Here is a 13,271-nt window from a genome sequence, read left to right on the forward strand (position 1 = left end):
GCGGCGTCACGCCCCGACGACCTGGATCGGGACGAGGAGGAAACAGAGCGCGCCGACGGCGAACGTGGCGAGGCCGACCGCGAGCCGCGGCAGTCCCACGCCGTCCTCGTCGGCCGGGTTTGCCGGACCGTTGAACGCGATCACGGCCGCGAACACTCCCCAGAACGCCCAGAGCCCGACCGACTCGTTCAGTCCGAGGCCACGCCAGAAGTGGAGGTAGGCGGCGACGGCGAACAGCGCGCCGGGGACGAGCGCCGCCACCGTCTCCTGTCGCGGCCCGAGCATCGCTCGGACCATGTGGCCGCCGTCGAGCTGGCCCACCGGGAGGAGGTTCAGGAGCGTGAAGAACATCCCGACCCAGCCGCCGATCACGACCGGGTGGGCGCTCAGCCGCGGATCGCCGTAGCTCGTCGGCTGGCCGAGGACGCCGGCGATGAGGTCCAGAAGCGGCGGGTTGTTGAATCGGATCACCGGCCCCGAGGAGTTCGCGAGCTCCGCCGGCACCCCGATCGGGTCGAGCGAGAGCCCGACGGCGGTCACGGCGACCGTCGCGACCAGCCCCGCGATCGGTCCGGCGGCGCCGATGTCGAAGAGGACCTTCCGCGAGGGCATCCGCCCGCGGATCCGGATCACCGCGCCGAGGGTCCCGAAGGGGAAGATGAAGGGGATCACGTACGGAAGCGAGACGGGGACGCCGTGGTATCGGCCGGCGGCGTAGTGGCCGAGCTCGTGGGTCATCAGGACGCCGAGGACGGCGGCGGTGAACGGCCACGCCTGGAGCAGGGTGAGGGGGTTCGACTGTATCTCGGCGAGCGGGACGTAGTACCAGCCGTAGGCGCCGACGAACAGCGTCGACAGCACGGTGGCCGCGAACATGGCGACGTTCACCCAGGGTATCCCGTCGCGGCCGCGGTCGAACGGGGTCGCCACGACGACATGCCCGTCGTCGACGGCCTCCACGTCGACCTCGTAGCCCGCCTCCCGGAAGTGGGGAGTCAGCTTCCGCAACAGCGTCCGCTCCGGGACGTACGACTCGCCGCGGTACCGCACGCGGCCGTCCTCGCGGCGGACCTCGTCGATCCGAAAGAACGTCCGGAGGGGCTCCGGACGCGGGGCGCCGTCGCCGGTCGCCGCCGCGTCCTCGTGTTCTGGCATCGTCACGTCGTAACTGGTCTGCGAGTATAAACCCCGCGTCGGCGAACGAGTCGGAAGCGGGGCCGGTCGTCCGCTCGCCGGGGCGGCGGACGCGTGCGGGGTCAGAAAGCGCGAGTCGGGGACCGAGCCGCGGGATCCGGTGCGGCGGTGTGCGTCAGAGGCGGTGCTGCGAGCGTCGGTCGGCGGACCGGGGGCGTCAGGCGGGCTCGACGCGCCAGGTCGTCGCGCCCGTGTACGACCACTTCTCGACGGTGAGCTCTGTCGCCGAGTCGCGGAGCTTCACCATCAGGGCGCCGATCTCCTTCGGGGAGAGGTCGACGTCCTCGGAGATGAACTTCCCCTTGAAGTACATCTCGCCGTCCTGGGCGCGGTCGAGCAGGTACTGTTTCAGCCGCTCTTCCTTGCTGCGGTCGTCGTCTGCGCTCGCGTTCGTGGAGGGGTTCGCTGTCGCGCTCATGGTACATCCCACGCTTGCCGCCGGAGGGTGTTATAAAGGTGACACCGTTGGGCGACGTTCAGGGGGTTTCAGGGCGTTTCACCCCTCGCCCCGAGGTAAAACGTGTCTGACGGACTCTTTACAACGGTTCCAGAACGCAGTAGAAATTTTATAATCGATTTTGAGGGCGTTTCGGCCGCCGGCCGCTCGGTAAGCGATTCTCCTCTGCCTCCGCGTTCGTCGGACGAATAAGCGGCAAAATGGGCCGATTAACGCCGCCTCGGAGCACGGACGCGACCCTCGCGCGCCCTCCGTGCGTCCTCTGCGCGCCCCTCGCTCGGGCCGTCCGCGGCCGCGATCCGGGCCCGGATCTCCTCGGCGCGCCGACTCGAACTCCCTTCGCGGGCCGTTCAGTCCCGCCGGTGGACCCAGAATGTCTCCGCCTCCGTCGCCTCCTTCTTGAATATCGGCACCTCGTCTTTCAGGCGGTCGATCCCGTCCTCGACCGTCCGGAACGCCTCCCGGCGGTGCCCGGCGAGGACGACGACGAACACGATGTCCTCGCCCGCCTCGATCACTCCGGTTCGGTGGTGCACCCGCACGTCGAAGACCCCGTCCCGCTCCGCGAGCTCCGCCGCGATGGCGTCCATCCGCTCCGCGGCGACCCCCTCGTACTTCTCGAACGCGAGGTGCGTCGTCCGGTCGTCGCCCGGGGCGTCGCGGGCCCGCACGCGGCCGGTGAACGTGGCGATCGCGCCCGACAGCTCGGCGTCCGCGGACGCCTCGACGCGGTCCACCAGCGTCTCGCGGGTGATCCACGGCTCGGCCTCGTCGAGGGCGGCCACGAGCCCGTCGAGGTCGACGCCCTCGGCCGTCGCCGCGGTCGCGAGGACCGTCCCCGGCACGCCCTCGGGGTCGGCGTCGGCGCCGAGCAGGACCGCGGGCACGCGCAGCCGCGACTCGCCGACCGCCACGAGGTAGTCGTGGTCGGGGGCGAGCCCGTCGAGCAGGTCGTCGAACCCCTCGACGCGCCCCCGGCCGCTCCAGTTCCCGTCCGCGTCGAGCGCGATCTCGGTGTCGGCGTCGGGGCGCCCGGCGGGGTCGACGACCTCGCCCTCGACCGCTCCGCCGTCGGCCGCCCGGTCGCTCGGGCCCGGTTCGTGCGGCCGGTCTCCGTCGGGGTCGTCGCGCTCCACGAGGGCCACCCGTCCGTCGAGCCGCGCCGCGAGCCGCCGCGCCAGCGCCGGGGCCCCGTTGCCGACGATCGATATCGGTCGCATACCCGAGAGCGGGCCGCGACCGGCTTAGGCGTTTCCCGGGCGGCCCGGAGCCCCGACCGCGGGGCGCCTCCGACGCGTCCGGGCTTGGCAATCCTTAAGACCGCGACAGGGATACTCGTCGCCAATGAGAGTCGTCGTTTCTGTCGGCGGGAGCGTGCTCGCGCCGGACCTCGACCCCGAGCGCGTCGCCGCGTACGCCGAGGCGATCGAACGGCTGGTGGCCGACGGCTGCGAGGTCGGGGTCGTCGTCGGCGGAGGCGGCGTCGCCCGCGAGTACATCGAGACGGCCCGCGATATCGGGGCCAACGAGGTCGAGCTCGACCGGCTCGGGATCGGGACGACCCGGCTCAACGCCCGGCTGCTGATCGCCGCGCTCGGCGACCGCGCGAGCCTCGCGCCCGCGACCGACTACGAGGAGGCGGGCGCGGCCCTCCGCCGCGACGAGGTCGCGGTGATAGGCGGCGTCACCCCGGGACAGACCACCGACGCGGTCGCCGCCGCCTTCGCCGAGTCGGTCGACGCCGACCTGCTCGTGTACGCCACGAGCGCCGACGGCGTGTACGACGCCGACCCCAACGCCGACCCCGACGCGGCCCAGTTCGCGGAGCTGTCGCCCGCGGAGCTCGTGGAGGTCGTCCTCCCGATGAGCCGAGACGCCGGCGCCTCCGCGCCCGTCGACCTGCTCGCCGCGAAGCTGATCGACCGGGCCGGCATCCGGTCGATCGTGCTCGACGGCACCGACCCGAGCGCCGTCGTCGACGCCGCGCTGTACGGCGACCACACCGGGACCGACGTGGTCCCCGTCGGCGGCGAGGAACCGAGCTCCTGGACGGAGGAGCGATGAGCGGGGACGACGCAGCGGACGGAGCGGCGGACGCCGAACGCGCCGCGCCCGACGACTCCCCGCACATCCTCTCGGAGCGGGCCGCGCTCGACGAGGGGGACGGCGCGGCGGAGGGGGACGGCGAGGCCTTCCACGCGTTCTGGGCCGACGTGGTCGCGGACGAGGTCGAGGCGCGCGACCCCGACGAGCCCATCGTGATCAAGGGCGGCGTCTCGCCGTCGGGCGTCGCGCACCTCGGCAACTTCAACGAGATCATGCGCGGCTACTTCGTCGCCGAGGTGCTGCGCGACCGCGGCCACGAGGTCCGGCAGGTGTTCACGTCCGACGACAAGGACCCGCTGCGGAAGGTGCCGCGCAAGCTGGCGAACGCGGACGGCGACATCGTCGGGCTCGGCGAGGTCGACGCGGGCGCGCTCGGCCGCAACCTCGGGAAGCCGTACACCTCGATCCCCGACCCGTTCGGGGAGGCCGAGTCGTACGCGGCCCACTTCGCAGGCCTGCTGAAGGCCGACGCCGACCGGCTGAACGTCCCCGTCGAGATGCTGTCGAACACCGACCTGTACGCCGACGGGACGTTCGACGACGCGGTCCGGACGGTCCTCGGCGACGTCGAGCGCGTCCGCGAGGTGCTCTCGCCGTACCAGGACAAGGTCGACGACGAGTACGTCCCGTTCAACCCCGTCTGCGAGGCGTGCGGGAAGGTCACGGAGACGGTGACGGGAATCGACCTCGAAGCGGAGACCGTCGAGTACGCCTGTACCGACATGGACGCCGGGGGCAACACCATCGAGGGGTGCGGCCACGAGGGCACCGCGACGTTCCGCGAGGGGAAGCTCCCGTGGCGGCTGGAGTGGCCCGCCCAGTGGGGCGTCCTCGGCGCCGACTTCGAGCCGTTCGGGAAGGACCACGCGGAGGGGTCGTGGCCCTCCGGCGTCGACGTCGCGCGGAACGTCTTCGGCGAGGAGCCGCCCGTCCCGATGGTGTACGAGTGGTTCACGCTCAACGGCGAGGCGTTCTCCTCCTCGGAGGGGAACGTCGTCACGGTCCAGGAGCTGCTCGACCTGATCGAGCCCGAGGTGCTCCGGTTCTTCTTCGCGCTCCACCCGAAGAAGGCCCGCGACCTCGACGTCGAGCGGCTCGACCAGCTGGTCGACCGCTTCGACCGGTTCGAGCGCGCCTACTTCGGCGAGGTGGACGACGAGGACCTCACCGCCTTCGCCGAGCGCGCCTACCCGTTCGTCGTCGGGCGACCCGACGACCCGCCGGCGGAGCGGCCGCTCCGGCTCCCCTACACCTTCGCGGCCGTCCTCGGGATGGTCGACGACCCGGACTTCCGCGAGCGCCTCGCCCGCGACGAGGGGCACATCCCGGACGACGCCGACGACGACGCGGTCGACGCCGCGCTCGCCCGCGTGGAGCAGGCGCGGAACTGGGCCGAACGGACCGGAAACGAGTACGACTACCGGCTCCAGACAGACCTCCCCGCGGTCGAGTTCGACGAGGACGTGGCGGCCGCGCTCGACGACCTCGCCGACTTCGTCGCCGCCGGCCACGACGGCGAGGCGATCCAGGGGGCGATGTACGAGACCGCACGCGACCACGGCGTCGAGGTCAGCGAGTTCTTCGCGGCGGGCTACCGCCTCTTCTTCGACGACACGCAGGGGCCGCGGCTCGGCGAGTTCCTCGGCGAACTGGAGCGCGACTACGTCGTCGACCGACTCCGACGGGAGGCGTAGATGGCCGAGGACCGCTCGCTCGACGACTTCGCCGATACGGACGCCGACGCCGGCGACGTGTCAGATTCCGCTGACACGTCCGACGCCGACGACGCGCCCGACTCGACCGACGCCGACCCCGCCGTCGCCACGTCGACGTGGCACGCCGACGGCGCGGCGTGCGACCGGTGCGGCGAGCGGGTCGAACGCCGGTGGCGCGAAGCGGACGCCTACGTCTGTGCCGACTGCGCCTCCTGGTGACGGGATTACCGGGCCGTCAAAGCTTAAGACGCCGGCCGTTGAGTTCTCTCGTGCGAGGAAAATTCACTGAGAGTAAAATTAAATATAAATGAAATATAATCCGGAACTACTCTACGGGCGGTCGGCGACGGCGCTCACGGCGGCGTACCTCTGCGTCGCGGCGGCGTTCGCGGTCGCGGTCGACCTCGCGACCGCGTCCGCGGTCGGATCCGTCGCCGACTGGACGCCGGCGCACCTCGTCGGCGACCTGTTGCTCGTCGTCGGGTCCGGCGGCCTCCTGTACGGCGCGGTCACGCACCACCGCCGCCGGGCGGAGACCGCCCGCCGGGACCTCGAAACCTCCAACCAGCAGCTACAGGTGCTGAGCCGCGTGTTCCGACACAACGTGCGCAACGACCTCAACGTGATCCAGGGGTACACCGACCTGCTCGCCGACCGGATCGACGACGAGCGGAGCCGGGAGTGCCTGGAGACGATCCGACAGACGACCGACGACGTCGTCGACATCAGCGAGAAGCTCCGCGTGGTCGAGGACGCGTCCGCCGAGCCGTCGGACGGTCGCGTCGACCTCGTCGACGCGGTCCACGAGGCGGTCGAGGTCGTCGACGCCGACGGCGCCGCCGTCACCGTCGAGACGCCCTCCGAGGCGTGGATCCGCGCCGACGACTCGGTCGCGTTCCCGATCCGCGAGGTGTTCGAGAACGCGGTCACCCACAACGACGGGGCCACGCGCCGCGTCGCGGCCACGATCCGCGAGAACGGAACGACAACCTGTCTGGAGGTCACCGACAACGGCCCGGGGATCCCTCCCGAAGAGCGGGCGGTGTTACAGGCCGAAGAGGAGACGCCGCTCTCGCACGCGAGCAGCATCGGGCTGTGGCTCGTCAAGTGGATGTGCGAGACGCAGGGCGGCACCGTCCGGTTCGACGCGACGGACGACGGGACCACGGTCCGGCTCCGGTTCGAGTCCGCGGCGACGCCCCCTACTCCAGTTCGGTGATCGTCACGGCGTAGACGGCGCCGCAGTTCCCGCACTCGACGTGGACGCCGCGGCTGGCCTCGCCGCGGGTGAACTCGGAGATCTCCTCCGAACACGAGCACTCGAACTGGACTTTCATTACCGTATCACTGTCCTTCTGATATTTAAATGAAACCGATGCGGAATCAACGGTGAAAATCACCGATCGCGGTACCACGCCGCACGGGCGGGGACGGCGGTCGGCCTCAGTCGTCGTCGACGATCACTTCGACCGGTCCGTCGCCGTCGTCCGCGGCGTCCTCGTCGGACCCGCCGGACGCGTCGACGCCGGCCGACTGCTGCTGCTGGTAGTAGAGCCCGCCGGCGACCGCGAGGACGATCCACGACCGCCAGTTGGCGAGGTTCAGGGTGTAACCGATGCCGAACGGCTTCTCGACGAGCATCCCCTTCTCCGGTTGCCAGTACGACGACAGCAGGCGTCCGAGGCTCGGACGCTCGAAGTTGTACGGAATCCCGAGAATCTCTCCCGACGACGGTTTGTCTCCCATACCAGTCCGTCTGTCCGCTGGCACTATAAATCGTGGCGCCATCGGTCGGCGGGCCGGCCGGCGGCGCCGCGGCGGCGCCCCGACGCTCAGCGGTAACGGCCGCGGTCCGCCACGTCCCGGAGCCGGTCGAGGACCTCGCCCTCGCCGACCGCCTCGTACCCCGCCTCGAACGCCGCTATCAGCGGATCGGGATCGGTCGCGGTCGCCCGGATCGACCCCTCGAACACGTGGAGGTCCATCGCGTGGTCCTCGACGTGGCCGGTGTGGAAGCCGAGCCCGAAGTCGATGAGGTACGTCGCCGGCGCCGGGGCGGGCTCGTCGTCCGCGGCCGCGCTCTCCGCCTCGTCGGGCGACACGCGCACGTTCCGCGTCGTCGGGTCGCCGTGAACGATCCCCGCACCGTGAAGCCGGGCGAGGTGGCGCCCGACCGCCTCTGTCGAGCGCTCGTCGAGGGCGGTCGCGAGGTCGCGCTCGCCGACGTACTGGAGCGTCAGCGTCGCGTCCGCGAGGTCGACGTCGTACACGAGCGGCGTCGGGACGCCCGCGCGGCGGGCCTCGCTCGTCAGCCGCGCCTCCGCGACGGTCCGGTCGCGCCTGAGCGTCCGGTCGAGGTCGGGGTGCCGGTACGACTTCTCGACCCGCCGCTTGACGACCCGACGATCGTCGCCCGCGCCGGTGACCGCGACGGTCGCCTCCGCGCCGCGGCGGTCCGCGTCCGGGTCGCGCGCCGTCTCGGCCGACGCGCCGCCCGCGGCTCCCCGCGCGACCGACTCCCCCTCCCGCCACGTCACCGGCACCTGGTCCGGTCGGAAGTTCGGGTCGACCGCGGACTCCGGGACGGGAATCGCGTCACCCGCGGCCGCCATCTTCGCGCCCAACACGGCGATCATCCCCGCGTTGTCGCGGAGGAAGCGGGGCTCGGGCGCGTGGAAGTCGGCGCCGCGCGCCTCGCACATCGCGGCCAGCATCTCGCGGAGGCGGTCGTTCTGGGCGACCCCGCCGCCCAGCACGAGCTCGTCGGCGCCGGTCAGCGACAGCGCGCGCTCGGAGACCTCGGTGAGCATCGCGAACACGTGCTCCTGGAGCGAAAAGCAGATCTCCTCGACCGGGACCCCGCCGTCGGCGGCGTCGTTGGCGGCCGAGCTGATCCCGGAAAACGAGAAGTCCATCCCCTTGACGACGTACGGCAGGTCGAGGAGGTCGGCGGCCGAGGCGGCCGCTTCGCCGCCCGCGGACCCTTCTCCGTCGCCCGCACCCGCCGCGCCCGCCGCGAACTCGGCGGCCGCCGCCTCCACCTTCGGACCGCCGGGATGGCTCCAGCCGACGTGGCGCGTGAACTTGTCGATCGCGTTGCCGACGCCGGCGTCCATCGTCTCGCCGAGCACCCGGTACCGCCCGTCGTGGTAGCCGAGCAGGTGCGCGTTCGCGCCCGAGGCGTTCAGACAGACGGGGTTGTCGAACCCGGAGCGGTGCCGACCGATCTCCAGGTGCGCCACCATGTGGTTGGCGCCGACGAGGGGCACGCCGAGCGTCCCGGCGAGCGACCGCGCGGCGGTCCCGACGATCCGGAGGCAGGGACCGAGCCCGGGCCCGCGAGAGAAGGCGACGGCGTCGACCGCGTCAGGACCGTACTCCGCCTCGGCCGCGGTCAACACCCGGTCGACGACCTCGGGGATCGCCTCCGACATGTGTTCGGCGGCCTCGCGCGGGTGAATGCCGCCGCTGTCGGGCTCGTAGGGGTCGGACTCGATGAGAACTGAGTCGGTCTCGGCGTCGTACAGCGCGGCGCTCGCGCACCACGCGGTACCCTCGATGCCGAGAACGCGCATCCGGCGGGGTTACGCTTCCTCGGCGTCCGCCTCGTCGCCGCCGATCTTGTTGCGCTCGAGCATGTGGTCCTGTTCGACCTCCAGGGCGTCGGCCGCGGAGTCGTACACCTTCGCGTAGCCGATCGTCTTGCGCATGCCGAACTTGGTGTCGAGTTCGTGGACGACGACCTCCTCGGAGTCCTTGTCGAGCTTGGCGGCCAGCGAGTCGCGGACCGACAGCCGCGAGGGAGTGGCCTCCTCGTGGGTCGTCTCGAAACGGATGTCCGTGCGGTGCAGCATCGGGTTCTCCTCCTCGGAGATGATATCGACGTCCATGGTTCAGTTGGGCGTATATCCCCTCGAAAGCTGTAAAAGGATTTCGAAGCGGGGGTGTCGCCGCCGAACTCCCCGCCGACCGTCGACCGAGCGCCCCGTTCGGCGTCAAGGTTTCAGTCCTGCAGGCCGTGGATATCGTTACCACTCGAATGCCCAACGACGACGGATTCGACCCGACCGAGCGCTCCGAGTACGAACTCACCAGATCGGCCAACATCATCGTCCCGATGCCGCCCCTTCGAAAGGCCCGGATCTGCGGCGCGCTGGCGCTCCTCGGCTCGCTCGCCGCCCCCCTCGTCGCGACCCTCCCCGCGGCCGTTCGGGAGGCGAACTTCGCGGGTCCGCCAGCCGCGACCTCCCTCGGCGTCGCGGCCGTCGCGCTGGCCGGTACCATCGCCGCCGGCGGGGCCGGCCTCGGCCTGGTCGCGCTCCAGCGGCGCCTCGCTCGCGGTCCCGAACCCACGGACGACGCGGTCTGGTCGTTCCTCGCGTTCGAGGACGCACTCACCGGGGTCGGGTTCGTCACCGGCGGGCTCGGTGTCGGCGTGGGCCTCTCGCTGCTGGCGAGCGGTCACTGGGGCGTCGAGGCGCTCGCCGGGCTCCGACGCAACGGCGTCGAGCCGTACCTCCGGCTCTCGACGGTCCCGGTCACGCCGCGACTGGTGACCGCCGTCGCGCTGGCGGTCGGTCTCGCCGTCCTCGCGGCCACCGTCGCCGTCGACTCCGAGTGACGCCGAGATCGAACGGCGCAGACTCACTCCGCGTCGAACTCGCGGGCCTCGTCCGGGTCGACGCCGAGAATCTCGTACGCGGTCGCGACATCGCCGCTCAGGCTCTCGAACAGCCCCCGGGCCCGCCGCCGCGCCTCGGGCGTGACCGCGACGCGGACCATCCCCTCGCCGGGCTGGCCGTAGACGACGGTCGACCCGAGCGGCGCCGCGAGCATCGCCGGCAGCGCCGCCAGGTCCTCCTCGCCGGTCACCTCGATCGTCACCGGTTCCTCCGCCGCGAGCGCCTCGGCGAGCGCGTCGAGTAGCGCCGCCGACAGCGTCGCGGCCGGGTTCTCGACGGGCACGCGCCGCTCGTCCGTGGCCGCGAGCGCGGCCGCTATCTCCTCGCGGACGGCCTCCCGCTCCGTCTTCCCGTCGACAAGCGCGGCGTCCGGGACGCGGCCCGCCTCGCGGAGGTGATAGGTGACCACGTCGCCGACCGCGATCAGCCGCGGGGGACCCTCGGCTGGCGACGCGTGTCGCTCGCGGGTCTCGTCGGCGGCCTCGATCAGGGCGTCCGCGTCCGTCGTCACCGGGCCCAGCGGCTCCTTGAACGCGTCGCGCAGCGATTCGGGCAGCGTGAGAAGCGGGTCGGATGCGTCGCTCATCGGCCTTCGGCCTCGGATCGGGTGGTCACCGGACCTTTAGCGCGTACGCGCCCGCGTCGGAGACGTTCATCTCCTCCGCGATCTGGCTGTCCGCGGGGTCGGTGACGATGACGTAGCCCGCCCAGTCCTCCGTCAGCGACGAGGACCCGCAGAGCGCGCAGGTCTGGGCGTCCGGGTCGTTGACGTGGTGGCACTCTCGGCACGCCAGGCGGTCCTCGGCCATCAGTCGGCCTCCTCACCGGTCTGTTCGCGGTGTTTCCGCCGGCCCTCCAGCCACTCGTGTTTGCCGAGGCCGGGCTGTTTCGCGGTGAGCCCGATCTTCGAGTCGCGGGGGTTGCGCTCGTCGATGCTCTTCGTCACGACGCGGACGCGGACGGCGTCGTCGACGCCGAGCGTCTTGTCGGAGTCCGACGAGGCGAGCTGCTGGTTCGCGCCGTCGAACGTGAGGTACTCGTCGGTGATCTGCGAGACGTGGAGCAGCCCGTCCACCGGGCCGATCCCGACGAAGGCGCCGAACTCGACCGTCTCCACGACGGTGCCGTCGGCGACCTCCTGCATGTCGGGGTCGTAGGTGAGCGCGTCGAACTCCGCCTCGTAGTAGACGCCGGGGCGGTTGTGTAACACCGCGCCCTCGCCGATGTCGTGAACCTCGATGACGCTCACGACGCTGCCGACGTCCTCGTCCATCCGTCCTTCCAGCTTGTCCTGGAGCAAGGCCTTCACCCGCTCGTCGGTGACGTCCGCCAGGTGCTTCGGCGGGACCTCGACCGTGTCCTTGAGTCGAACTCGTTTGTACATGTTGTTGGTTGTCCGCGGCCGCTAGGGTTCCGTTATCGCCAGTGTGTTCCGACCCCTTAAACCGATTACTGGTGCGTCCGCGGCCAGCACCCGGTTCGCGAGGGGCCCGTCGACCGTGACGACGGCGTCGACCCGGCCGGCCGCGGCCAGGGCGACGAGCGCGTCGTCGGCGTACGATTCGTCAGTCTCCACCGCCTCCGCCCGCTCCGCGAGGTCCGCCCCGACGCTCGCGGCGGTCGCCTCCGCGCCGTTGCCGCCCTGGAGGCCGTCGAGCTCCGCGAGCACCGCCGTCGGCACCACGGCCTCGTAGCCGCCGAGGATCCGGTCCAGCTCCTCGAACAGCCGGAGGTCGGCCTCGACCGGCGCCATCAGCGCGCTCGTGTCGAGCGCGACGACGGGCGCGCCGCCGAGGGCCTCGGTTCGGGCGTCGCCCGCGGCCGGGGTCTCCGGACCGTCCGCGCGGGCGTCGTCGGCCACGCTACGCCAGCGTCCCGACGCCGATGAGCCGCCAGCGCGCGCCGACGCGCCGGTTGATCGCGATCTGGGCGCCCTCCTCGGCGCAGACGGGCCGCTTGAGGCTCACCTCGCACTCGCCGTCGCGCGCGCTCGTCACGGCGCCGACCGTCGTCGCCGTGCCGACCGTGAGCATCAGCGGCTCGCCGGTGCTGATCTCCTCGATGTCGCTCTCACCGCTCTCGTCGTCCTCCTTGCCGACGACGCGGTCGAGGAGGTCGACCGTCATCTCGAACTCCTCGCGGGTCGGCGGGAGCGTCCCCGGCTCGCCGGCGACCTGCCCGGCGAGGGCGTCGCCCTTCGTGAGGCTCGGGTCGAGCCCGGTGCCGACGCCGAGGAGACCGCCGGGCCGGGCGGTCTCGACGTCGCGGTTGCCGGCCTGAAGCGACCGGACGGTCGTCTCCAGCGGTCGCCACTCGGTCTGGCCCTCCTCGTCGACCTCGCGTCCCGGGCGGATCTCCAGGCCGTCGCCGACGGACAGCTCGCCGCTGACGAGCGAGCCGCCGACGACGCCGCCCTTGAGGTCCCCGGCGCTCGCCCCCGGTCGGTTGATGTCGAACGAGCGGGCCGCGTACATCCGGGCGTGCTCGGCGGGGTCACGCTCCGGCGTCGGGATCTCGGACTCGATGGCGTCGATCAGGAGGTCGAGGTTGACCTCCTGCTGGGCCGAGACGGGGACGATCGGCGCGTCCTCCGCGACGGTTCCCTCGACGAACTCCCGGATCTGCTCGTAGTTGTCGACGGCGCGGTCGCGGCCGACCAGGTCGACCTTGTTCTGCGCGATGACGATGTTCTCGATCCCGATGAGATCGAGCGCCATCAGGTGCTCTTCCGTCTGGGCCTGCGGGACGTCCTCCGTCGCGCTCACGACGAGGACCGCCCCGTCCATGATCGAGGCGCCGGAGAGCATCGTCGCCATCAGCGTCTCGTGGCCCGGGGCGTCGACGAACGACACCGTCCGGATCGGCTCGCTCTCGGAGCCGTCCTCGCACTCCTCGTCGACGGTGTAACACTCGGGCTCGTCGACACCGGGGCAGCGTCGGAACGTCGCGTCCGCGTACCCCAGCCGGATCGAGATACCGCGTTTCATCTCCTCGCTGTGCTGGTCGGTCCACGAGCCGGACAACGCCTGTACCAGCGTCGTCTTCCCGTGGTCGACGTGACCGACGAGACCGATGTTCACCTCCGGTTGTGTGTTGGCTTCAGTCACTGTTGGACCT

17 protein-coding genes are annotated in these 13,271 nt (G+C 71.5%); 5 read left to right on the forward strand and 12 right to left on the reverse strand.

Features of this window, described 5'->3' with window-relative positions:
* Window positions 1-6: 6 nt before the first annotated feature.
* The 3 genes from EXE48_RS06450 to EXE48_RS06460 all read right to left on the reverse strand — a co-directional run bounded on the left by EXE48_RS06450 (window position 7) and on the right by EXE48_RS06460 (window position 2,871).
* Window positions 7-1,155, reverse strand: coding sequence for a site-2 protease family protein (locus EXE48_RS06450; RefSeq protein WP_053770557.1), 1,149 nt, complete (start codon window positions 1,153-1,155; stop codon window positions 7-9).
* Window positions 1,156-1,351: 196 nt separating this feature from the next.
* Entirely contained in the window at window positions 1,352-1,612 is a 261-nt protein-coding gene (locus EXE48_RS06455) for a DUF7123 family protein (protein WP_053770558.1), read from the reverse strand.
* A 389-nt stretch (window positions 1,613-2,001) separates the two neighbouring features.
* Window positions 2,002-2,871, reverse strand: coding sequence for a molybdopterin synthase (locus tag EXE48_RS06460; RefSeq protein ID WP_137707286.1), 870 nt, complete (start codon window positions 2,869-2,871; stop codon window positions 2,002-2,004).
* A 124-nt stretch (window positions 2,872-2,995) separates the two neighbouring features.
* Here EXE48_RS06460 and pyrH point away from each other — a divergent pair, with 124 nt between their 5' ends.
* The 4 genes from pyrH to EXE48_RS06480 all read left to right on the forward strand — a co-directional run bounded on the left by pyrH (window position 2,996) and on the right by EXE48_RS06480 (window position 6,691).
* Complete coding sequence (gene pyrH, locus EXE48_RS06465) at window positions 2,996-3,715, forward strand: UMP kinase (RefSeq protein WP_137711010.1); 720 nt, start codon at window positions 2,996-2,998, stop codon at window positions 3,713-3,715.
* The gene (gene lysS / locus EXE48_RS06470) at window positions 3,712-5,451 is read left to right on the forward strand and encodes a lysine--tRNA ligase (RefSeq protein ID WP_137711011.1); all 1,740 of its coding nucleotides are present in this window, start codon (window positions 3,712-3,714) and stop codon (window positions 5,449-5,451) included. Before pyrH ends, lysS begins: the two co-directional genes overlap by 4 nt.
* On the forward strand, window positions 5,452-5,691 hold the full coding sequence (locus EXE48_RS06475; RefSeq protein WP_053770562.1) for a DUF7573 domain-containing protein: 240 nt from the start codon (window positions 5,452-5,454) through the stop codon (window positions 5,689-5,691).
* A gap of 88 nt (window positions 5,692-5,779) precedes the next feature.
* Entirely contained in the window at window positions 5,780-6,691 is a 912-nt protein-coding gene (locus EXE48_RS06480; protein WP_053770563.1) for a sensor histidine kinase, read from the forward strand.
* Here the strand turns inward: EXE48_RS06480 and EXE48_RS19245 are convergent.
* The 4 genes from EXE48_RS19245 to EXE48_RS06495 form a co-directional block, all read right to left on the reverse strand.
* On the reverse strand, window positions 6,675-6,809 hold the full coding sequence (locus EXE48_RS19245; RefSeq protein ID WP_017343858.1) for a hypothetical protein: 135 nt from the start codon (window positions 6,807-6,809) through the stop codon (window positions 6,675-6,677). The two genes, EXE48_RS06480 and EXE48_RS19245, sit on opposite strands and share 17 nt — an antisense overlap.
* A 106-nt stretch (window positions 6,810-6,915) precedes the next feature.
* Complete coding sequence (locus EXE48_RS06485) at window positions 6,916-7,218, reverse strand: DUF5808 domain-containing protein (RefSeq protein ID WP_053770564.1); 303 nt, start codon at window positions 7,216-7,218, stop codon at window positions 6,916-6,918.
* 86 nt (window positions 7,219-7,304) lie between these two features.
* The gene (locus tag EXE48_RS06490) at window positions 7,305-9,047 is read right to left on the reverse strand and encodes a bifunctional N(6)-L-threonylcarbamoyladenine synthase/serine/threonine protein kinase (RefSeq protein WP_137705181.1); all 1,743 of its coding nucleotides are present in this window, start codon (window positions 9,045-9,047) and stop codon (window positions 7,305-7,307) included.
* Window positions 9,048-9,056: 9 nt separating this feature from the next.
* Window positions 9,057-9,362 (reverse strand): 30S ribosomal protein S24e, encoded by a 306-nt coding sequence (locus EXE48_RS06495; RefSeq protein WP_004597313.1) that lies wholly within the window; start codon window positions 9,360-9,362, stop codon window positions 9,057-9,059.
* Window positions 9,363-9,511: 149 nt separating this feature from the next.
* On the opposite strand from EXE48_RS06495, the gene EXE48_RS06500 reads away from it, so the two are divergent.
* Entirely contained in the window at window positions 9,512-10,093 is a 582-nt protein-coding gene (locus EXE48_RS06500) for a hypothetical protein (RefSeq protein WP_121600076.1), read from the forward strand.
* A 23-nt stretch (window positions 10,094-10,116) separates the two neighbouring features.
* On the opposite strand, the gene EXE48_RS06505 is transcribed toward EXE48_RS06500, so the two are convergent.
* Genes EXE48_RS06505 through EXE48_RS06525 form a run of 5 tightly spaced genes read right to left on the reverse strand, consistent with a single transcriptional unit; the run spans window position 10,117 to window position 13,261 of the window.
* Window positions 10,117-10,740: a GTP-dependent dephospho-CoA kinase family protein gene (locus EXE48_RS06505; RefSeq protein ID WP_137711012.1), complete on the reverse strand. Its 624-nt coding sequence runs from the start codon at window positions 10,738-10,740 to the stop codon at window positions 10,117-10,119.
* Window positions 10,741-10,765: 25 nt separating this feature from the next.
* Window positions 10,766-10,963 (reverse strand): transcription elongation factor subunit Spt4, encoded by a 198-nt coding sequence (gene spt4 / locus EXE48_RS06510; RefSeq protein ID WP_053770568.1) that lies wholly within the window; start codon window positions 10,961-10,963, stop codon window positions 10,766-10,768.
* A complete protein-coding gene (locus EXE48_RS06515) occupies window positions 10,963-11,538 on the reverse strand; it encodes a DNA-directed RNA polymerase (protein ID WP_121600078.1) in 576 nt (191 codons plus the stop codon). Before EXE48_RS06515 ends, spt4 begins: the two co-directional genes overlap by 1 nt.
* Before the next feature lie 21 nt (window positions 11,539-11,559).
* Complete coding sequence (locus EXE48_RS06520) at window positions 11,560-12,015, reverse strand: type II toxin-antitoxin system VapC family toxin (protein WP_053770569.1); 456 nt, start codon at window positions 12,013-12,015, stop codon at window positions 11,560-11,562.
* 1 nt (window position 12,016) lies between these two features.
* Window positions 12,017-13,261: a translation initiation factor IF-2 subunit gamma gene (locus EXE48_RS06525; protein ID WP_121600080.1), complete on the reverse strand. Its 1,245-nt coding sequence runs from the start codon at window positions 13,259-13,261 to the stop codon at window positions 12,017-12,019.
* Between the last annotated feature and the right edge of the window lie 10 nt (window positions 13,262-13,271).

The organism is Halorubrum sp. ASP1, assembly GCF_005435135.1.
GTDB lineage: Archaea > Halobacteriota > Halobacteria > Halobacteriales > Haloferacaceae > Halorubrum > Halorubrum tropicale.